The 21,437-nt window shown below is 39.7% G+C and carries 22 protein-coding genes; 16 read left to right on the plus strand and 6 right to left on the minus strand.

Translation table 11 applies throughout. The annotated features are described in order from the left end of the window. Positions 1-57: 57 nt before the first annotated feature. Positions 58-576, plus strand: a complete 519-nt coding sequence (locus tag AC0L7Q_RS04265; protein ID WP_409424956.1) for a thioesterase family protein — start codon at positions 58-60, stop codon at positions 574-576. Between the two features lie 68 nt (positions 577-644). On the opposite strand, the gene AC0L7Q_RS04270 is transcribed toward AC0L7Q_RS04265, so the two are convergent. Beyond that, complete coding sequence (locus AC0L7Q_RS04270; RefSeq protein WP_010391257.1) at positions 645-1,298, minus strand: OmpW/AlkL family protein; 654 nt, start codon at positions 1,296-1,298, stop codon at positions 645-647. 273 nt (positions 1,299-1,571) lie between these two features. Here AC0L7Q_RS04270 and AC0L7Q_RS04275 point away from each other — a divergent pair, with 273 nt between their 5' ends. Next, a complete protein-coding gene (locus tag AC0L7Q_RS04275; RefSeq protein WP_409424958.1) occupies positions 1,572-2,990 on the plus strand; it encodes an MATE family efflux transporter in 1,419 nt (472 codons plus the stop codon). A 71-nt stretch (positions 2,991-3,061) separates the two neighbouring features. Then, positions 3,062-4,252, plus strand: coding sequence for a succinyl-diaminopimelate desuccinylase (gene dapE / locus AC0L7Q_RS04280; protein ID WP_409424959.1), 1,191 nt, complete (start codon positions 3,062-3,064; stop codon positions 4,250-4,252). 67 nt (positions 4,253-4,319) lie between these two features. Here the strand turns inward: dapE and olsF are convergent, their stop codons facing one another. Continuing rightward, positions 4,320-6,044, minus strand: coding sequence for a bifunctional ornithine lipid synthase OlsF (olsF, locus tag AC0L7Q_RS04285; protein ID WP_413401447.1), 1,725 nt, complete (start codon positions 6,042-6,044; stop codon positions 4,320-4,322). Positions 6,045-6,205: 161 nt separating this feature from the next. Here olsF and AC0L7Q_RS04290 point away from each other — a divergent pair, with 161 nt between their 5' ends. Beyond that, the gene (locus AC0L7Q_RS04290) at positions 6,206-7,126 is read left to right on the plus strand and encodes a 2-hydroxyacid dehydrogenase (RefSeq protein WP_409424961.1); all 921 of its coding nucleotides are present in this window, start codon (positions 6,206-6,208) and stop codon (positions 7,124-7,126) included. Between the two features lie 259 nt (positions 7,127-7,385). Here the strand turns inward: AC0L7Q_RS04290 and smrA are convergent, their stop codons facing one another. The 3 genes from smrA to AC0L7Q_RS04305 all read right to left on the minus strand — a co-directional run bounded on the left by smrA (position 7,386) and on the right by AC0L7Q_RS04305 (position 9,135). Further along, on the minus strand, positions 7,386-7,967 hold the full coding sequence (smrA, locus tag AC0L7Q_RS04295; protein WP_413401448.1) for a DNA endonuclease SmrA: 582 nt from the start codon (positions 7,965-7,967) through the stop codon (positions 7,386-7,388). A 396-nt stretch (positions 7,968-8,363) separates the two neighbouring features. Further along, positions 8,364-8,609 carry a hypothetical protein gene (locus tag AC0L7Q_RS04300; protein WP_008114416.1) on the minus strand — a complete coding sequence of 82 codons (246 nt, stop codon included), beginning with the start codon at positions 8,607-8,609 and terminating at the stop codon, positions 8,364-8,366. A gap of 106 nt (positions 8,610-8,715) precedes the next feature. Further along, a complete protein-coding gene (locus AC0L7Q_RS04305; RefSeq protein ID WP_409424964.1) occupies positions 8,716-9,135 on the minus strand; it encodes a hypothetical protein in 420 nt (139 codons plus the stop codon). A gap of 108 nt (positions 9,136-9,243) precedes the next feature. Here AC0L7Q_RS04305 and AC0L7Q_RS04310 point away from each other — a divergent pair, with 108 nt between their 5' ends. Continuing rightward, positions 9,244-9,627 carry a response regulator gene (locus AC0L7Q_RS04310; RefSeq protein WP_008114419.1) on the plus strand — a complete coding sequence of 128 codons (384 nt, stop codon included), beginning with the start codon at positions 9,244-9,246 and terminating at the stop codon, positions 9,625-9,627. 66 nt (positions 9,628-9,693) lie between these two features. Here AC0L7Q_RS04310 and rpsT read toward each other — a convergent pair whose 3' ends face one another. Next, on the minus strand, positions 9,694-9,954 hold the full coding sequence (gene rpsT / locus AC0L7Q_RS04315) for a 30S ribosomal protein S20 (RefSeq protein ID WP_008114420.1): 261 nt from the start codon (positions 9,952-9,954) through the stop codon (positions 9,694-9,696). Positions 9,955-10,249: 295 nt separating this feature from the next. On the opposite strand from rpsT, the gene murJ reads away from it, so the two are divergent. The 11 genes from murJ (at position 10,250) to AC0L7Q_RS04370 (ending at position 21,436) form a co-directional block, all read left to right on the plus strand. Beyond that, on the plus strand, positions 10,250-11,788 hold the full coding sequence (gene murJ / locus AC0L7Q_RS04320; protein ID WP_413402823.1) for a murein biosynthesis integral membrane protein MurJ: 1,539 nt from the start codon (positions 10,250-10,252) through the stop codon (positions 11,786-11,788). Positions 11,789-11,861: 73 nt separating this feature from the next. Further along, entirely contained in the window at positions 11,862-12,788 is a 927-nt protein-coding gene (ribF, locus tag AC0L7Q_RS04325) for a bifunctional riboflavin kinase/FAD synthetase (protein ID WP_075170608.1), read from the plus strand. Between the two features lie 29 nt (positions 12,789-12,817). Next, positions 12,818-15,646: an isoleucine--tRNA ligase gene (gene ileS / locus AC0L7Q_RS04330; RefSeq protein WP_413401450.1), complete on the plus strand. Its 2,829-nt coding sequence runs from the start codon at positions 12,818-12,820 to the stop codon at positions 15,644-15,646. A 12-nt stretch (positions 15,647-15,658) separates the two neighbouring features. Next, complete coding sequence (gene lspA / locus AC0L7Q_RS04335) at positions 15,659-16,159, plus strand: signal peptidase II (RefSeq protein WP_413401452.1); 501 nt, start codon at positions 15,659-15,661, stop codon at positions 16,157-16,159. After that, on the plus strand, positions 16,156-16,596 hold the full coding sequence (gene fkpB / locus AC0L7Q_RS04340) for an FKBP-type peptidyl-prolyl cis-trans isomerase (protein WP_010391275.1): 441 nt from the start codon (positions 16,156-16,158) through the stop codon (positions 16,594-16,596). Before lspA ends, fkpB begins: the two co-directional genes overlap by 4 nt. Continuing rightward, on the plus strand, positions 16,596-17,525 hold the full coding sequence (gene ispH / locus AC0L7Q_RS04345; RefSeq protein ID WP_413401454.1) for a 4-hydroxy-3-methylbut-2-enyl diphosphate reductase: 930 nt from the start codon (positions 16,596-16,598) through the stop codon (positions 17,523-17,525). Before fkpB ends, ispH begins: the two co-directional genes overlap by 1 nt. Before the next feature lie 27 nt (positions 17,526-17,552). Next, positions 17,553-18,587 (plus strand): sensor histidine kinase, encoded by a 1,035-nt coding sequence (locus tag AC0L7Q_RS04350; protein WP_409424971.1) that lies wholly within the window; start codon positions 17,553-17,555, stop codon positions 18,585-18,587. After that, positions 18,584-19,288, plus strand: coding sequence for a LytR/AlgR family response regulator transcription factor (locus tag AC0L7Q_RS04355; protein WP_409424972.1), 705 nt, complete (start codon positions 18,584-18,586; stop codon positions 19,286-19,288). The genes AC0L7Q_RS04350 and AC0L7Q_RS04355 overlap by 4 nt, the downstream gene beginning before the upstream one ends. 114 nt (positions 19,289-19,402) lie before the next feature. Further along, a complete protein-coding gene (gene pilV / locus AC0L7Q_RS04360) occupies positions 19,403-19,963 on the plus strand; it encodes a type IV pilus modification protein PilV (protein ID WP_198522260.1) in 561 nt (186 codons plus the stop codon). A 1-nt stretch (position 19,964) separates the two neighbouring features. Continuing rightward, positions 19,965-20,963 carry a PilW family protein gene (locus tag AC0L7Q_RS04365; protein ID WP_413401457.1) on the plus strand — a complete coding sequence of 333 codons (999 nt, stop codon included), beginning with the start codon at positions 19,965-19,967 and terminating at the stop codon, positions 20,961-20,963. Continuing rightward, positions 20,951-21,436: a pilus assembly protein PilX gene (locus AC0L7Q_RS04370; RefSeq protein ID WP_413401459.1), complete on the plus strand. Its 486-nt coding sequence runs from the start codon at positions 20,951-20,953 to the stop codon at positions 21,434-21,436. Before AC0L7Q_RS04365 ends, AC0L7Q_RS04370 begins: the two co-directional genes overlap by 13 nt. Position 21,437 lies beyond the last annotated feature (1 nt).

Consider the following 21,437-nt stretch of genomic DNA (forward strand, 5'->3'; position numbering starts at 1 on the left):
CTAGGGGATCAATTGCTATGATACACTCACAAAAAACAAACTGGTAAGACCTCTACTGTGAACTTATATTTTAGACTGCTGCTACTATTTTTCAAAATTAAACGTAATCGTGATTATCAATCATTGTTAGACACGGTTGATATAGACTACAAAGCACTGCCAAGTGACTGTGATATTAATTTACACTTAACTAATTCACGCTATTTAGCAATGATGGACTTATCGCGCACATGGATGACTGAGCGAGTTGGCTTACTAAAGCAAATAATGAAGCGTCGTTGGTTTCCTATTGTTAATGCAACCGCCATTACTTATATCCGTGATATTAAGCCAATGCAGCACTTTACCATTAGCACCCGTTTAGTCGGCTGGGATCATAAATACTTTTATATTGAACAAAAATTTCATTCAGAGCGTGGCTTACATGCAATTGCCTATGTACGTGGCGTATTTAAAAGTAAAAAAGGGGTGGTAAGCGTTGAGCATATGCTGGAAGTTGCTGGTTTTGAAGGCGTAGCACCTATTTTACCGGCAGAAATAATTCATTGGAAAGAAATGCTTGAGCAAAAAAAGTAAATAACTTACCTCGTTAATTACATACAAAAAAAGGCCTTACGGCCTTTTTAACACACACATAATCGTTATTAGAACGAGTATTTAAGACCAAACATAGCTACAACAGGGTCAAGTGACACGGTTGAAGTTAATGCTTTTGCGCCATTAGCGTATACAGTCGCATCGGTATCGATATCCATGATAGATACCATAGCGTGTAGGCCCCATTTCTCATCAATCTTGTAGTTAGCACCTACTTGTGCAACAAAACCAAATGAATCATCTAGTTTTACTTCCACGTCGTCAGTATTTAAAGTTGCTTTAAGTGCTGCAGAAGGCTGCTCGTCAAAGAACGTCGTATAGTTAATACCTACACCAACAAATGGACGAAGTGCGTAGCTGCTATCTAAAAAGTGGTATTGTGCAACCAATGATGGTGGTAAATGTTTAATGTCGGCAATTTTATTACCAGCTAAACCGCCTGTACCTTCTACATCATGAGAAAACGGCGTTGCTGCAATAAGCTCTAACACCCATTGGTCGTTAAATGCGTAATCTACAGTAATACCTAACTGAGTATTTGAATCACCTTTTAAACCAAGAGTAGGTGCTTCGTTAATCTTTGAGCCATCGTTATCAGGGTTAACATTAATTGCGCCAACATTAACGCTAAAGTTAGCGTGTGCTGCAGGAGAAAGAGCTAGTAAAGAAGTAAGTATTGCAATGCTTAGTTTAGTTTTCATGTTGTTCTCCGTGAACTACTGTGTGACTATTTGTTGATTGAGGCTATTATTGCTCGAGGTTAAAAATAAAAACCTGTTCTAGATCAAAGTTTCAAAAGCAGATGAGCAAAGAGCTTCTATTTATTGATTTAGATTAAACTTTTAGTCAGTTCGTGCTTAAAAATTATTGACTGATCATTTAAATACCGACCGCAAACGAAGTATTCAGAATATAACCAGCTAGGTTTGTTAAACTAAGGCTATGTTCACGGTTTAATAAAAGTAAGCGGCCTCATGACTCCCTCTGGTCAACTATTTCTTCAAGGCTCTATTGCCAAAGCACTATTAAAATTAGGCATTCCTATTATCCTTATTAATATTTTGCAGTCTGCTTATCAGCTTACAGATGCTTTTTGGGTTGGCCGATTAGGGGCTGCGCAAGTGGCTGCTGTATCGATTAGTATGCCCGTCACATTTTTGGTTATTGCGATAGGTTCAGGGTTTGCTATGGCTGGGGCGATTTTATCGGCCCAATACATGGGGGCAGGCCAACAAGATAAGGTCAACCATGTTGCAGCGCAAACGGTGTTAATGGTGACATTAGTTGCATTATTACTTGGGTTATTAGGTTATGCATTATCACCTTATTTTTTAATCCTATTGGGGGTTGAAGCAGCCGTATATAGTGATGCGCTTAAGTTTATGCATGTATCTTTTATTAGCGTTATTTTTGTATTTATTTATGCCATGTTTCAATCGCTGATGCGGGGTATTGGGCAAACTAAGGTGCCGTTAATTATAGTCAGCACAACCGTAGTACTTAATTTTATACTCGATCCGTTATTTATATTTGGTTATGGCCGTTTTGAGGGGCTTGGTGTTATGGGCGCTGCGCTGGCTACTCTGGTTACACAAAGTTTGGCAGCGCTTGCGGGCATTATTATATTTTTACGTGGTCGCCATGGTATTCAATTACAACTAAAAAGCTTTTACCCCGACTGGCACTATATTAAGCGCGCTTTTTTCTTGGGAGCGCCTGGCTCTATTGAATTATCGACACGCGCATTTGGTTTGATCATCATGTCATTTTTAGTTGCCAGCTTTGGTACAACGACAATTGCTGCTTATGGTGTTGGCTCTAATATTTTGCAAATGGTAATGATCCCCACTATGGGCTTATCAATGGCGGTATCAACCTTAGTTGGGCAAAATATGGGGGCTGGTAATATCAAGCGGGCTGAGCAGATCACTAAACTTGCTAGTGTGTGGGGGTTGTTAGGGCTCTCATGTGTTGGCGCCATTGCATATTTATATGCAGATTCATTAGTTGCATTTTTTATTCCTGACGATAATAACGTTATTACTAAAGGCGCGCAGTTTATTCAAGTAATGTGCTTGAGTTGGGGTGGAATAGGGGGGCAGCTTTGTATTGTTGCTGCTTTTCGTGCCTCTGGTAATATGCTCAACGCAATGGTTATCGCGTTATTATCACAATGTGTAGTGCAGTTCCCTGCCGCTTATATTCTTTCAAATCATACTGAGCTTGGCGATGAAGGCATTTGGTATTCTTTTGCAATTACTAACATAACCATCGCATTGATAGCATTTGCATGGTTTATGCGTGGCTCTTGGAAAAAAACCAAGTTAACTAAAGAAGATAAGCACATGGTGCAGGTTACACGAGAAACATTAATAGAAGAGGGCGCACGTTAGCTAGTAAATTCATAATGCGGTCATAAAAAGTCGTTGTAATAAATACACTGCTAAAACGAGGTGTGTTTATTATGACAAAAGCTATCAATACAAAAGCACAAGCGCCGTACTTAACTATTGCACAGTTAAAAACAGTGAGTCACTTACAAACTCTGATCCGATTTAAATCGATTACTCCTAATCCAGCTGGTGGTATTGAGTGGCTTGCGAACCACCTTACTGAGTTAGGCTTTAGTACAGAGCAATTTAGTTCTAATAATGTGACAAACTTAATTGCAAAAATAACCTTTGGGGCTGGCCCCGTGGTGGCATTTTCTGGGCATATTGATGTGGTACCCGCAGCGCAAGATGGCTGGTTAGCCGATCCGTTTGGTGGACACATAATTAACGATGCGATTTATGGACGTGGTGCCGCCGATATGAAAGGAGGCATTGCCGCGATGCTTAGTGCAACGCAGACGTTAATAAACAGCGCGCAGCAAAAGCAGGGAACATTATATTGGCTGATCACTTCAGATGAAGAAGGTGAAGCGGAGCATGGCTCTGTGTTGATTGCCAAGCGATTAGCACAACAAGGCGTTGTGCTCGATGGCTGTATTGTTGGTGAGCCAACCAGCCACCTGCAGGTAGGTGACACTATAAAAAATGGTCGACGTGGAGCCTTATCTGCGCGATTAACTATTCAAGGAAAGGCTGGGCATGTAGCTTATCCTGAGAATACCATTAATGCTGCGCACATCAGTGCTGAAGTGGTTAACAGGCTCACACAAATAGACTGGCCTTTAGATGAACTGAGTTCAAAAACAACGCTGCAAGTCACCGGTATTAATATTGATAATGTATTAGATAACCTCGTACCAGCTCAGTGTGATATTACTTTTAATATTCGCTATAGCCATGGGTATAAAAGTAAACATGTTAAGCAACGTGTGTTTGCTGCACTGAAGGATCTCAGCGATCACTTGGTTATACAGTGGGAGCGTCCATGTGAACCTTATTATACAAGCCATAATATTGAGAGTTGCTTACTCGCTCAGTTAGAGCAGGCAATTTTTAAAGTGACGGGGAATTACCCTTTATTAAGCACCAGTGGTGGGACGTCGGACGGACGATTTTTTGCACAGCAAAAAACACAAGTCATAGAGTGTGGGGTACGAAACCATAGCATTCATCAGGTTAATGAGCATGTACCAATTTGCGACTTGTTAGAAATAGAAAAAATTTATACGCAATTACTCGATGGTATTTTTACTCAGCCTTAAAGTATTAATAACTATTAAAACGCCGCTAAATGTCGCTTTAATAGTTATTTTATTAAGGGGTAATGCTTTAACTTGCTGATTTATCAGTGCCCAAGTAGCGTTTTGCTTTGCTTGGTTTTACTTTTTCAAGGTCAACCAATACTAGGCCATCAATACAATTATTGAATTGTGGATCAATACTAAAGCTTAAAAATTTAACGCCATTTGGTTCGCATAGCTCGGTATATTGTTTAAATAGTGTGGGTACATGCGTGCCCATATTAGCGAGTATGTGTTTAAGCTCTACAAAATCTTCTTTTATATTGTTACCCATGAACAAGTTAGTGCACTGAGTTTGTTGATCAGGCGTGTGACGAAAAGCATTGTTAGGCGTTGCGAGTGATTTTTCACAGCCATAATAGTGCTGATAATAATGCACTAATAAAGACTTTGCCTGCTCAGGCAGCGCGTTTGATACACTCACCGCACCAAATAAGTAACGGTATTGAGGGTAGCGATTTATAAAAGCGCCAATGCCATACCATAAGTAATCGAGACTTTTTCTGCCCCAATACTTAGGTTGTACAAAGCTTCGGCCTAGCTCTATGCCTTGTTTAAAGTAAGGGCTCATATCTTGGGTATAATTAAATAAGCTATCGGTATAAAGCCCACTTTGGGAGTGTTGTTCAATTACATCCTGTGCACAGGCTAATCGGTAAGCACCCACTAGCTCTAGTGCGTGTTCATCCCACAATACTAAGTGCTGATAGTGCATATCGTATTTATCTATGTCTCGGCGGTTGCCACTGCCTTCACCTACAGCACGAAAAGCGATTTCTCGTAAGCGGCCCAGTTCACGAAATAGGGGAGAGCTTCCTTGGTATTGGTACAAATAAATCACCATGCCATCACTGGTTTTACCTAAATGTTCGCAGCATTCTATGGCTTTTTTTAATTCTTTTTTACATTCAGGTGAAGCTATTGGAGCATAAGTTTTTAATGGTAGCGTTTTTTTTGTGGTTAAACGGTATAGTTGCTTACGGATTAGCTCAACCACTTCTTTGTCTTTTAAGTCTGGGATTAAATAAGACTCAGGGGCAATGGAAGCGCCAATTTCAAACTCGAGAGATTTTTGACGCTGCTTAAACATTTCTTTTACCAGTAATAAGCTAGCCAGTGGTTTATAAAGCATAGATGCACCGTAAAACAGCGGGCTATTTCTGGCTTTAATATAGATAGGCAAAATAGGACTGTTAGCCTTTTTAGCAATGCGTAAAAAGCCGCTGTTCCATTTGCAGTCTTTTATACCCGTAGGACGAAGTCGAGAAACTTCACCTGCAGGGAAAATAAGTAACGCTCCTTCATTTTTTAAGTGCTGGTGGATATTACTCAACTCTTGTTTTTTACTTTGCCCTGATAGGTTATCAACGGGCAGCAATAATGAATGCATGGCCTCAACGGTCATTAACATACGGTTAGCCACTACTTTTAAATCGGCACGCACTGTTGATAACACATTAATTAATGCAAGCGCATCTAAGGATCCGATAGGGTGGTTTGCAATAATGACAATTTTCCCTTCACTGGGAATATTTTCTATTTGCTTCGCTTTGTAGCGAGTTTCAAAGTCAAGCTCATCAAGCACTTGCTCTACAAATTCTATTCCTTGAAGGTGAGGATAGGCAGTTGCAAAGTTTGTAAATTCTTGTTCATGTAATAAGTAGCTAAGACTTTTCTTTACCATTTTTTTTATTTTAAATGAGTTAGTTAACTGTGGTAAATTGGTTGCTATTACTTTATCTACACTGATCATACGCACCTCTTTTTTTATACTAGGCTAAGGCCAATATGTTTAGCTTAAAGTGCGGATATGACAATACGCGGTCAGTTGTGTGACTTTTTAAAACCGTTTACTTACTATTGAATTGAACCATACCAGTACTACTATTTAGGGTTACTTTTTAAGGAATCATCATGTCAGTTTTAGTCGCGATTACCGGTCGAGATAACACAAAATTAATTGCAAAAATGCAATCACAATTACCCAATATTCACATTGAGCAGCTTGATGATTGCCAAGATTTTGCAAGTGTAGAATTTGTACTGGCTTGGAATGCGCCCGCGTCTTTATGGCCAAAGTTATTAAATTTGAAAGCGGTGTCATCGTTTGGTGCTGGGGTTGATAGTATCGATTTAAGTTTACTACCTGCACATGTTGAAGTGGTGCGGATTGTCGATAAACAGTTAGCTAACGACATGGCTGAATATGTTCTTACCCATGTATTAGCGCAAAAATTGCGATTAAAAGAATATTTTTTAAAACAACAGCAAAGTGAATGGAAACCCAAAAGAGCGTATAAGCACAATCAAGTGAGTATTTTAGGGTTTGGCGAATTAGGCCAAGCATGCGCCCAAAGATTGGTTAACAATGGTTTTAAAGTCAATGCTTGGAACAGAAGCCCTAAAACATCAATATTAGCAACACTTTATCATGGGGATGAGGGCTTAACCGAGATGTTAGCGCACACAGATTATTTAATCTGCCTATTGCCTCTTACTAGCAATACCAAAGGTATCATTAATCAACAATTACTTAAGCAGCTTCCTGGGCATGCCGTGGTTATTAATGTGGCCCGAGGTGAGCATGTTGTTGAAGCCGATTTACTCGATGCGCTGAATAATGCGCATTTACGCGCAGCAACGCTTGATGTATTTGCCTGTGAACCACTATCAAGCGAACACCCTTATTGGCAGCACCCAAATATTACTTTAACGCCGCACTGTGCTGCGTTGTCAGATCTAGATAGTGTTATTGAGCAAATAGCAGAAAATATTTTGCGTTTGAAAGCGAGACAACCATTAATAAATTGTATTAATAAGCAGCAAGGTTATTAATTTAGCGTTTTTGGCTTTTAAGGATTAAAATTTGTTTAATATTTAACACAAACAGCTTGTTAACATTTGTAATTTTTACTATTGTTAAAAGCTGTTCTAACAAAAATAATAAATAGGATGAATTATGAAACCCAATCAAGGGGGCGCAAAAATTAGCATTGTGGTTGTATCTATCATTATTTTAGGAATATCTGCGTGGTTTAATCAAGCTAATGCGGCAGCGTTGATGCTTAACTAACCCTTATTAGCACAGCAAGATTTAACTGCGCTTGCTGTGAATTTCTCTGTTTTGATGCTTTTTATCATCACTCTTCTTTAGTAAGACATATGTTGCCCCACTTCCTCCATGCTGCCTGAGTGCAGTGTGAAATGCTAAAACACAAGGAATTGTTTGCAGCCACTGATTTACGTAACTTTTTAAAATACCCGGTTTGGCTTTATTTTTAATACCTATTCCATGACGAACAAGAACCATCCTTATATTGCGCTGGTGGCAATCTTTAATAAAGGCAAGCAACGAAGCATGGGCATTTTTTAAAAGTTGCCCGTGTAAATCTAATGTCGCATCGAGCTGATATTTAGCTAATCTTACGTTTTTAAAAACCGGACTTTGCACGCCATCTCGTTTAAAGCTTAATATGGCGAGTGGGTCGAGCAATTCAAGTGGTTCATCTAACGGATTAAATTGTTCACTGCTTAAATTTAATTGTGCCGCTTTGTTTTTTTCTTGCTGAGCGATAACTGTTTTATGGCTTTTAGGTGGCAATGTCACTGTATCGTGACTGATAGGTTTAACATCTTCCATAGAGGATAAGAATAAATCGAAATCTGACAACGTCATGGGCTTATCTCAAAATAGGCAAGGGTCTGTTGACCTTTGCGGATTAAAATTTGTTCAAACTAGGGGCGGTTTAATCGCGGCGCGAGGTTTGTAACCTAGTGGGCTAAGTAAAAACCGAGCAACAAAGAGTAAATCGCCCCTAGGTAGAACCCAAAGGGCAGCGCCTGTTTGGCATTGATGCTGCGTTATCACCTATTTATGGGGAATAACCACACCACATAGGCTCTGCCTTGCCTAAATACCAAACAGACTGCTGCAAATTTAACCTTGAAAGGTCAACAGACCCTAATACGAGATAAATTTTAACTTAGTTCAAACTAAGACCCAAGATTTTTAAAGCTGTGGAATAAAAAAGCCCAGAAAAACTGGGCTATAAAATATTCTAAGGGGAAGTAATTAGTGCTGAGATACAGTAAATTGTCCAAATGTATAAACTTTAAACAAATAAAATGTGTTAATCAAAACTAAACTCATATTTGAAATAATACTCGACGACATAAGATCTAAGCTAAATGATAGGAATAACAAACCACAGGCACTAATCGCTGCAACGCGAAGCAGTGTCAGTTGGTTAATAAAGAATGCACCTAAACCTAGTGCAAGTAGTAATGTATTTAAAAGCCAATCTAGCTCGTTTAGCATGGTCGTTTCAATAGTTCAGTTGTTGAAAAAAGGAGCGCCATTATGTTGATCTTTTGCACAGCTTTCAACCAAGTAATTTTAAATTTTCAGATTAGTTTTTTTAATGTTAAAAGTAAGTGAGCAATACTGAAAATATTCCCTCTTCAGCAATAATTCGGTATTTTTGGCAGCTCTGTGGTTGTTGTAAATCAATACACAGGTAAAGTGTTCTATGCTCCTTATCCAGCCGAGGGTGTAGGGTGGAGTCCTGTAGTTTTGGTTCGCTTGAAAACAACCCTGGCCAATACACGCTTTGGCTAACCATAGACGATTTTTTATAAGTAAGTAAGCTTGGCTTTGGCACTAAAACAAGTATAAGTAATAATATCGTGAAAATAAAAAGCATGGTCAACTTGATGCCACACTTTGCGCTACTTGAGTGTGGTTTTAATTGTGAGCCAGTGTTTGCAAGCTTATTACTGGATCTTTGTTTAACAGTAGCGGCTTTATTTTTTTTGCGGCGACTTTTTTTTGTGGTTTTCGACATAAAGCAAATCTGGCCTTTTTAGCTTAGCCCTCTATAATAAAGTAAATATTTGTATTTTAAGCAAATCACCAACTTCGCAGACATGGCTTTAGCCTATAAGGATTATATATGAATACGCAGCTATCTATTTTAATAGTTGACGATGTTAGCACTGTGCGTAGCTTTCTAAGTCAAACATTAATGCATTTAGGGATAGAGAATGTAAAAGAAGCGTCAACGGCCGCGCAGTGTATTAGCGAGTGTCGCGCAGCCAATTTTAATATTATATTTTTAGACATAGAACTACCTGATGGCGATGGTAAAGAACTTATTGCGCAAATTAATGAGTTATCACCAGAGACAAACGTGGTGATGGTGTCGGCTCATTCAGGCGTTGAAAATGTGAAGGATGCGATAGATAGGGGGGCAAAAGGGTTTGTGGTTAAACCATTTTCACCGAAGAAAATTGCGGCGATGTTGAAAAAGTTTTATCCAGAGCTTGATAACGTTTAAGAAGCGTATTTATTTTGGGCAAAAAAAACCGGCAAAAGCCGGTTTTTTTAATCTTGCAAAAACAAATTATAGCGCTTTAATTTTAGCAGCTAAACGGCTCTTATGACGAGCAGCTTTGTTTTTGTGGATTAGACCCTTAGTTGCGTAACGGTCTAGGATAGGTGTAGCAACAGAAAAAGCTTGCTGTGCAGCTTCTTTATCGCCAGCTTCAATAGCTACGATTACTTTTTTGAAGTAAGTACGCATCATTGAACGACGGCTTGCGTTGTGCTGACGGTTTTTTTCGCTTGTGATAGCGCGTTTTTTTGCAGACTTGATGTTAGCCAAGGTTTGCTCCTAACAATCTTAAATAAAGCTTAAATTAAAGGCCGTGGAATATGCCTGTTTTTATCATGAATGTCAATTTAATTTTAACAATTCAAGAAAAACTGCTCCTTATAACGAACATCAATTTGCCGCTTTAGCAGTTAATAGCGCTATTGTAACAAAGCAAGGGGTTCCAGCCTAGTGCTTTAAAGCGATTTATAAAAAAGACTATGGCATAATTAACTTAATTGCTGGTTTTTAATATGGATTTATAGTGTCAAAAGGTTTGTTTCGTTCTGGGATGATTGTAAGTGCAATGACAATGATCTCGCGTATTTTAGGGCTAGTACGAGATGCCGTCGTGGCTAATCTGTTGGGCGCAGGCGCTGCGGCCGATGTATTTTTATTTGCTAACCGTATTCCTAATTTTTTACGCCGTTTATTTGCCGAAGGAGCTTTTGCGCAAGCATTTGTACCGGTATTAAGTGAAATTAAACAGCAGCAAGGCGATGAGAAGGTCAGAGTATTTGTTGCCCAAGCCGCCGGTACCTTAGGCACTATTTTACTGATAGTGACGCTTTTTGGTGTAATAGCATCACCTGTTATTGCTGCTTTATTCGGTACTGGTTGGTTTATTGATTGGTGGCAAGGGGGACCTGATTCAGAAAAGTTTGAGCTTGCCAGTTCGCTATTAAAACTTACGTTTCCTTATTTGTTTTTTGTAAGCCTTGTGGCGCTCAGTGGCGCTGTGATGAACGTTTATAATCGTTTTGCCGTTGCGGCTTTTACCCCGGTGTTACTCAATGTATCCATCATTAGTTGTGCCATTTTATTACACGACCAATTTTCTGTAGGCGCTTATGCACTAGCCGTTGGCGTGTTTTTAGGAGGCGTGGTACAGCTATTATTTCAACTGCCGTTTTTGTATAAAGCAAAAATGCTAGCGCGCCCGCGCTGGGGTTGGCAAGATGAAAATGTGAAAAAAGTACGCAAGTTAATGCTTCCAGCCTTATTTGGTGTATCAATTAGTCAAATTAATTTGCTACTCGATACAGTAATAGCCTCGTTATTGATGACAGGCTCTATCGCTTGGCTGTATTACTCAGATAGACTGATTGAATTCCCACTTGGTTTATTTGGCATCGGTATTGCGACGGTTATTTTACCTGCGCTATCAAAATTACACAGCAGTAAAAAAAGTAGCGACTTTCAACATACCCTAGATTGGGGAGTGAGGTTTGTGATTTTTTTAGGGCTTCCAGCAATGATAGGATTGATGATTATCAGCCCGCTTATTATTACTGTGCTGTTTGATCATGGCGCTTTCAAAGAAGCGGGTATTGACCATGTTAAGGCGGTAAGCTTAGGGGTGGTTGCCTACTCTGTGGGATTAGTCAGTTTTATGTTAATTAAAGTTCTCGCGCCTGGGTTTTATTCTCGCCAAGATACTAAAACACCGGTACGCATTGGTATTATTACTTTGGTACTAAATATGGTGTTTAATATCATGCTGGCACCATTTATTGGCTATTTAGGTTTGGCACTGGCAACCTCAATGTCGGCAAGTTGTAATGCTTACTTACTGTATCGACAGCTTAAAAAAGAGAATGTTTATCAGTTTTCCAGTATGAGTGGCTACTTCACTTTGAAGTGTTTGTTGGCAAGTATAATAATGGGCGCATTGGTTTGGTTTACCAGTATGCAATATGACTGGGTTAGTTGGCACTTTAGCGAACAAGTTATGTTGTTGGTTGTGTTATTAATTATTGCGATTGTTAGTTACTTTTTTATGTTGTTTTTGATGGGTGTTAGACTAAATACGATAAAAAGTGTAGCAATTACTGAATCAAATTAAAAAAAGATTATAATCGGACATTCTGCGGCCTGAGGTCGCATTTTATCGCTCGCTGAAAAAGGCATTAGGTGGCATGGAGTTAATTAGAGGTATACACAATATACGCCCACAACACTTTGGTTGTGTGCTGACCATTGGTAATTTTGATGGTGTTCATTTGGGTCATGCTGCCGTATTAAAAGGGCTTTTAGCTGATGCAAAAGAAAATAATTTACCCAGCACCGTAATGCTATTTGAGCCTCAGCCACAGGAGTTTTTTGCAAAAAATAACGCTCCAGCTAGGTTGACTCGACTGCGTGATAAACTTCGTTTATTGAGTAACTTAGGAATTGAGCGCGTTATTTGTATTAGCTTTAATCAGGCTTTTGCAAACATGCATGCTGAGCAGTTTGTTAGCGATATTTTAATTAAAAAGCTGGGCGTTAAAGCATTAACGGTTGGTGATGATTTTAGGTTTGGTAAACAGCGCCAAGGTAACTTTAGTCTATTGGCAACTATGGGCACCCAAGTGGGAATGAGTGTTAAAAGCACTGCCAGCTTTAGGCAATTAAATGCTAGAGTAAGTAGTACCTTGATACGAGAAGCGCTTGCTGAAGGTGACTTAGTTAGTGCAAAAGTTATGCTTGGGCATAATTATGCAATATCTGGACGTGTTATTCATGGCTGGAAAAAAGGCCGCGAACTGGGTTTTAGAACGGCAAATATTGCACTAAAACGTCAAGTTTGTCCGGTCAATGGTGTATTTGCGGTTCAAGTGATGATCGCAGGAAAACAAGTTTTTGGGGTGGCTAACATTGGAAACAAACCCACGTTTAATGGAACTCGTGCCTTATTAGAAGTTCACCTTTTTGATTTTGCACAAGATATTTATGGACAATTTATGCATGTGGAGTTAATTGAAAAACTCCGCAATGAGAAAAAATTCGAGACATTAACACAACTGACGGCACAAATAGCAACCGATGTTGCCGCCGCTAAGCAGTGTTTTGGTTTAAATTAGGTAGCCGATAGAAACGGAAAGTAGGATTAATGAGCGACTACAAACATACTTTGAATTTACCGGAAACAATGTTTCCAATGCGTGGCAATTTGGCACAACGTGAACCAAAAATGCTTAAAGCATGGTATGAAGACGACCTATACGGTCAAATTCGCAGCGCGAAGAAAGGTAAAAAAACTTTCATTTTGCATGACGGCCCTCCGTATGCAAACGGCGATATCCATTTAGGCCACTCAGTAAATAAAATATTAAAAGATATTATTGTTAAGTCTAAAACTTTATCAGACTTTGATGCGCCATACGTACCAGGTTGGGACTGTCATGGTTTACCAATCGAGTTAATGGTTGAGAAAAAAGTTGGTAAACCCGGTGTTAAGGTAACTGCGGCAGAGTTTCGTGAGAAATGTCGTGCCTATGCTAAAAAGCAAGTGGAAGGCCAAAAAGTAGACTTTAAACGTTTAGGCGTTTTTGGTGATTGGGATAAACCTTACCTAACAATGAACTTCGACTTTGAAGCTAATGCCATCCGTGTACTAGGCCGCATTATAAAAAATGGTCACCTTCATAAAGGCGCTAAGCCTGTGCATTGGTGTACAGATTGTGGTTCAGCATTAGCTGAGGCAGAAGTTGAATATCAAGACAAACAATCTCCAGCCATTGATGTACGTTTTACTTTTACAGATCAAGATGCGGTAATTAATGCGTTTGATTTGGCGGCTGGCCATACAGGAACTGGTAGCGTAGGAACCGTTATTTGGACTACGACACCATGGACTTTGCCTGCAAATCGTGCGGTAGCTGTGCATGCTGATTTAGAATACGCGCTAGTACAAGTAGAAGATGAAGGCGTTCAGCAACGCCTTATTATAGGCTCTGAGCTGGTTAAAGATGCGATGGATCGTTTTGGTTTCAACCATTTCCATATTCTTGGCTATGTTAAAGGCGCAGCACTTGAAAACTTAACCGTAGCACACCCTTTTTATGACTTTAATGTTCCTGTTATTGTTGCTGAGCACGTAACAACAGATTCTGGTACGGGTATCGTGCATACTGCACCAGGTCATGGTCAAGAAGATTTCGTGGCGGGTCTTGAGTACAACCTTGAAGTAGCTAACCCTGTTGGCGCAAATGGTGTGTACTTACCTGATACTGAATTATTTGCCGGTCAACATGTGTTTAAAGCCAATGCGAGTGTAATTGAGGTATTAAAAGAAAATAATGCCCTAATGCATCACCATGCATTAACGCACAGTTACCCACATTGTTGGCGCCATAAAACGCCTATTATCTTCCGTGCCACACCACAATGGTTTGTTAGCATGGATCAGGCTAACTTGCGTCAAGATTCACTGGCTGAAATTAAAAATACTCAGTGGTTACCTGAATGGGGTGAAAGCCGTATTGCCAACATGGTTGAAGGCCGCCCTGATTGGTGTATTTCACGTCAACGTACCTGGGGTGTTCCTATTGCATTGTTTGTTGATAAAGACACGGGTGCATTACACCCAAATACTCAAGAGCTGATTGAACAAGCAGCAGCGCTTGTTGAAAAGTCAGGTATTCAAGCATGGTATGACCTAGATCCAGCTACTTTACTAGGCGAAGAAGACGCACAGCAATACATGAAAGTTCAAGACACACTGGACGTGTGGTTTGACTCAGGTGTAACGCATGCTTGTGTTGTTGATGCGCGTGATGATTTAACCGGTCCTGCTGATTTATACCTAGAAGGTTCAGATCAACACCGTGGTTGGTTTATGTCATCAATGATGACCTCTGTGGCAATTAATGGTCATGCACCTTACAAGCAAGTGCTTACGCATGGCTTTACGGTTGATGAAAACGGCCGCAAAATGTCTAAGTCATTAGGCAATGTTATTTCACCACAAAATGTGATGAATAAACTAGGTGCTGATATTTTACGTTTATGGGTAGCATCAACTGATTACACGGCAGAAATGACGGTATCAGATGAAATATTCAAACGTTCAGCAGATCGCTACCGTCGTATTCGTAACACTAGCCGTTACTTACTTGCTAACCTTAGCGGTTTTGATCCAAAAACAGATCAAGTTGCTGTGGATGATATGGTTGAGCTTGATAAGTGGATTGTAGGGCGTGCTGCACAGTTACAAGATGATATTTTAGCGGCGTACGATAGTTACCAAATGCTATTAGTGACGCAAAAGTTAATGAACTTCTGTACCGGTGAGCTTGGTTCGTTCTACTTAGACGTTATAAAAGATCGTCAGTACACGGCAAAAAGCGACAGTCATGCACGTCGTTCTTGTCAAACCGCGCTGTACCACATTGCTGAAGCGATGACGCGTTGGATGGCACCAATCATGAGCTTTACAGCACAAGAAATTTGGGAAGCACTTCCAGGTGAGCGCAGTGACTATGTATTTACTTCAACTTGGTATGAGGGCTTACAGGCACCAACTACGACCAAGTTTAGTAATGAAGATTGGCAAGCTATTTTAAATGTGCGTGACGAAGTGAACCGTCTTCTAGAAGCTGCACGTAAAGAAGAAGTGATTGGCGCTACGTTGCAAGCAACGGTTAACCTGTTTGCAAGTAAAGAACTTGCTGCAAAACTGGCTGCACTAGGTGATGAACTTCGCTTTGTGTTACTCACTTCAGCTGTAAATGTTACTGAGGTAGATAGCCAGCCTGCAGATTCACAAGCAACCGAAATTGAAGGTTTATACATTAGCGTATCAGCAACAGATGCTAAAAAGTGTGAGCGCTGTTGGCATTACAGTGAAGATGTAGGCGTTGAGCCTGCGCACCCTGAAATCTGTGGTCGTTGTGTAAGTAACGTTGACGGTGAAGGTGAAAAGCGTCAATTCGCTTAGGAGTTGTTTTTAGTGAGCAAACTAACCCAAAAAAGTGGTTTAGTGTGGCTTTGGTTGAGTCTATTACTATTAGTAATAGACTTTGCCAGTAAAACACTGGTTGTAAACACCATGGCCTATGGTGAGTCAATTAATCTATTGCCTGTTTTTAGTATCACTTATGTACATAACTACGGTGCAGCTTACAGCTTTTTAAGCGAAGCGGGTGGCTGGCAACGTTGGTTTTTAAGTGTAATAGCAATCGCAATTAGTTGTTTGTTGGTATGGTGGTTAAAGCGCCTTCCTGCGTCTAATAAAGTATTGTGTGGTGCATACTCGTTAGTGTTAGCGGGTGCTATTGGTAACTTATACGACCGTGTTGCTTATGGTTACGTTATTGACTTTTTACATGTGTTTTACGAAGACTCACATTTCCCCGTATTTAATATTGCAGATTGTGCTATTTGTATAGGCGCTGCGTTATTACTATTTGACGCCTTTACAGGCGAAGAACCAAAGGAGCATAAAGCATGAGCCAAGCTGTAATTGGTGAAAACTCAGACGTTATTTTTCATTTTTCTATTAAACTAGAAGATGGCTCTGCCGCTGACTCAACAAAAGTGCATAACAAACCTGCCAAGCTCACTATGGGTGATGGAAGTTTAACCGCTAACTTTGAAAAATGTTTGCTTGGCCTAACTGCGGGTGAAAGCAAAACATTTGAACTTGAGCCTGAAGATGCCTTTGGTCAACCAAATCCAGATAATATTTATTATGTAGATCGTAGTAAGTTTGGTGCAGAAACACCGGCTAAAGTAGGTGCGATTATTGCGTTCACTCAACCTGATGGTACTGAGCTTCCGGGTTTGGTTCGTGAAGTGCAAGGTGAGTCAGTTACTATCGATTTTAATCACCCATTAGCGGGTCAGCGTTTAACGTTTGAGGTTGATATTATTGAGGTGCAAGGCTAATGGAAATATTATTAGCTAATCCACGAGGCTTTTGCGCTGGTGTTGACCGCGCAATTAGTATTGTTGAGCGCGCATTAGATATTTTTGAAAAACCAATCTATGTGCGTCACGAAGTGGTGCATAACCGTTATGTGGTTGATGGTTTAAAAAATCGCGGCGCTGTATTTGTTGAAGAACTTGATCAGGTTCCTGACGATAGTATTGTTATTTTCAGTGCTCATGGTGTATCTCAAGCTGTTCGTGCAGAAGCTAAGCGTAGAGAGTTAAAAGTATTCGATGCAACCTGCCCATTAGTGACTAAAGTGCATATGGAAGTAACCCGTGCTAGTAGAAAAGGCATTGAATGCATTTTAATTGGTCACCATGGACACCCGGAAGTTGAGGGGACCATGGGGCAATACGATAACCAGCAAGGTGGTATTTATCTTGTTGAAACAGTCGATGATGTATTAAAGCTTGATGTAAAAAATGCGGATAATCTTTTTTACTGCAGCCAAACAACTCTATCAGTAGATGACACTGCCGATGTGATTGATGCTTTACGTAGTAAATTTCCTACAATTGATGGTCCACGTAAAGATGATATTTGCTATGCAACACAAAACCGCCAAGATGCGGTTCGTGATTTAGCTGATAAAGTGAATGTGTTATTAGTTGTGGGTGCTAAAAATAGTTCTAACTCTAATCGTTTACGGGAACTTGCTGATAAAATGGGTACGCAAGCCTACTTAATAGATGATGCTAGTAATGTTGAAGCATCATGGTTTGATGGTATTAACACTGTGGGTGTGACTGCCGGTGCCTCAGCTCCTGAAGTATTAGTTCAGCAAGTCATTACACGCTTAAAAGAGCTTGGTGGCAAACAAGTAACAGAAAACCCTGGTGAAGAAGAAAACATTGTTTTTGCTGTGCCAGTAGAGCTGCGTTAGTCTATTAATAGATAAAAGGAGGGTCGAATGAGTAAGCAACTGACACCAGATGCACTACTTTTTTCGGCCCTTTTTAATGAGCGTGGTGTACTTGCATCCCTCATAGTAACCCAAGTCGTGGCTATTATTTTAGCTTTTGCTCCTAATGCTGGCGGTGACATATGGCTGCATTTGGGAGAGATTAGTTTATTTCTCCATGTAACCGTATTAGTAAGCACCTCTTTTATATATATTTGTCGCCGATTTCTTGCAAAACAGCCTCAGTTTATTCAGCTTAGTTTTTTTATTGCTGTATATAGTTTGAGCACTGCTTTATTTAGTCTGGCTTTTTCTCATATTGCTTTTGATATAGAAAACGAAAAACAACTTACGTTTTTTGTGTTACGTAATTGCATTATTGTATTTTTGCTTACCTTACTTTTTGTACAATTTTTGCTTATTCATTTTGAAAAAGAACAGCAAGCCAAAGCACTCTCTCGTGCAGAGCTTGATGCCTTGCAGGCGCGGATCAGACCCCATTTTTTATATAATAGTTTGAATACGGCAGCAGAATTAACGCATCATGACGTTGAGGCTGCAGAGCATGCTATTTTAGCATTAGCGGCGCTTTCGCAGGCTGCAATGCGGTCAGGGCAAAGTGTATTGCTCAGTGATGAAATAGTATTAACTAAACAATATATTGCTCTTGAATCATGGCGTTTTGCTGAGCGCTTACAGGTTGAGTGGTCATTACCAGAAAATCTCCCTGCGCTCTATATTCCATACCTTACATTACAACCTTTGGTAGAGAACGCAGTATGCCATGGTGTAGAGCCCAGCCAAAGTGGTGCTACCATTAGTATTGAGCTGCATGTTACAACACATTATTTAACCTTGATTGTGACTAACCCTGTACCTATTGAAGCCGCTAATACAAGAGAGCATAACGGTATGGCAATTGATAATATCCGTTCTCGTTTAAGTATTTATTATAAAGATCAGGCGCAACTGACAATAACTAACAAAGAAAATGAATTTAGAGTTAAAGTGGTTATCCCAAAACAAACAGAGCGCATGTTATGAATGCACTGATTGTAGATGATGAGCCTTTAGCCAGAGCACGCTTAAAGCGTTTACTTAGTCAGAGCCATACATCTATTCAAGTGCAAGGTGAGGCCGGTAATGGCAATGACGCTTTAATAAAAATAAAAAAACTTCAGCCTGATTTAGTGTTTTTAGATGTTGATATGCCAGGCTTAAATGGCATCGAAGTGGCCAATCAACTCAATAGCTTTGCGGTTCCGCCGGCAATTATTTTTATAACTGCTCACCCTGAGCATGCACTTGATGCACTGCAACTAAATGCAGCAGGGTATTTGGTAAAACCTATATCAGTAAAAAGTTTGCAACATGCATTACAACAGCTAGGACGTCTAAACAGAGTACATCTGCAACAGCAACAAACAGAAAAAGTAACGTATCAACTGGCTGGCACTATCAGAAGTGTTGAAATAGAGAGTATTTTTTATTTTAACGCAGAGGAAAAGTATACCAAGGTTGTGTTTGATCAAGGGGAAGCTTTAATTGAGGACAGTTTAAAGCATCTTGAAATGCAATACCCGCATCATTTATTAAGAATTCATCGACATACTTTGGTGAATAAAAACAAAATTATTGCCCTACATACGCTTCAAAACCATCAACATGTTATTGAACTTGATGGCTGTACTGCTTTGTTAGCTGTCAGTCGTCGAGCACTCAAAAGCGTAAAAAGTGAACTTTAATACGCCTACCTATTAACCGCTTATCAACATAATTAACCGTTAGTCATGGTTCTAGTTGAATCTAATCTGTAATTGCATACACTTATTATCAAGTAATTATTATTTGGTTTTACTATGTATTTGAGTACGTTTAAATTGCAAAAAGGTTTTACGCTTATTGAAGTCCTAATTGCGTTTATTATTCTCAGCTTTGGTTTATTAGGCGCTGTAGCCCTGCAAGCAAAAGCAAAGCAAGCAAGCTTTGATTCAATGCAACGTGCTGCTGCTGTTGCGCTTGGTAATGATATTATTCAACGTATTCGAGCTAATGATACTTCGCAACTCGCGACCCTTTACGATGTAGAGTTTACCAGTGAAACCACGAAGAAATCGTCTAAAACATGTTTTACAAGCTCATGTAGCAACGCGCAAATAGCTAGTTTAGATATCGAGCAATGGAAACGTGCTATTCGAGCCCGAGAGAATACCGGATCACTCGATGGTGCAACTGTGTGTATTAACCCTGAAGTGGTGGCGGGTTCTGGAGGGAAAGCATATAACCTTGAGGTTATTGTTTCTTGGCAGGGCCGCCAAGAATTTAAAGCAAGCGAGGCGACAGGTAAAATTAGTTGTGGCGTCGCAGATAAAAAGCGTCGCTTAGTCGTGCTTAATAGCTACGTATACGTTAGGAGCTAAAATGAAGCAAACAGGATTTACACTCATTGAAATGATGATATCTCTATTTATAGGGGGATTAATTTTGGGTGGGGTAATGTTTACTTATATCGGTATGAAAGTAACCACCAAAGACACAATGACTATAGGCGAGTTACAAGAGTCAGGCCGCTTAGCTATAAATATTATGCAACGAGATATTGAGCAAGTTAGTTTTTGGGGAACATTTTATGATGATTCATTTACCGCTGCAAACACATCATCACTGTCAAACCCTACCAATGACTGCTTTGAAGGAGCTAACAATGGCAGTTTTCCAGATTTAACGAGTAGTAGTAACTTTAGATCTTTATACGCTAAAACTGCGGCAAGTTCGAATGAGCTCAACTGTGTAAAAAACCCAATTAAAGGGACTGATATTTTACAGGTTAAGTTTTTACAAGGTAATCAACTAGACGTTGATGCCGCAGGTGTTAACGAAACGCAAAGCGATGAGAATTATTTTATTGCTGAACAAGAAAATGCACGCTTTGAGCGAGGTATTGTTGACCCTACTAGCGTAAATATCAATGCGACGGTATGGCCGTATAGCCATCACAGCTATTATATTTCAGAGCAAACTTATACGGTAAATAATAAGAACCTTACTGTACCCGCACTAATGCGAAAGCGTTTAGTAGGCGGGTCTATAAACACTGAAACTATAATGGAAGGCGTGGAAAATATGCGTTTTATTTTTGGTTTAGATACTACCAGCGATAGTCGCGTTGATACCTATAAAAGCATCAATGATATGAATGCCAGCGATTGGGAAAACCGTAAAGGTATTTTAACAGTACAAGTTTTTTTATTGATCAGAGCATTGCAGCCAGATCCAGGCCTTAAAATTAAGAACCAAACGTACGTATTAGGGGAAGATGCTAATAGTCGCTCTCTCACTTTTTCAGATAATTTCAGGCGAACCGTTTTCACTACGACTATTCGTTTAAATAATGTGGGAGCAAATTTATGGCGTATTTAATTCATATGAAAAAGAAACAACAGGGCGTTGTACTTATTACTGCACTTATTATGGTCATAGCAGTGACAGGAATTGCGGTTACTTTAATGAGTAGTAGTAGTATTGATATTAAAATTACTAATGCAGCCCAAGAGCGTGAAGTTGCAGAAAATCAACTAATTGGTGAAGTACAACGTGTCATAGCTGATGAGGTTAGTAAAGGGGCTGCTAATCAGTTCTTTTTAACCCCTGAAGAAGTATCAGATAACGGTGTTGTTATGGCTGAACGTGATGATATGAAAAGCAATATGATTAACTTAAACAATGGTGTACTTGATTTAGAATGCCCTCGTCGTTTTAATTTTACTGCTGGCATTTCATGCAACATGGTGCAAGTTTCTACAACCATAGACTACGGCTCTAAAAGTAAACACCAACTAACAATTGTTACCGGCGTAGCCCAAGAGATGGCTAGCATAAGTAAGGGGTTTTAAG

Source organism: Pseudoalteromonas sp. KJ63-1, assembly GCF_055808145.1.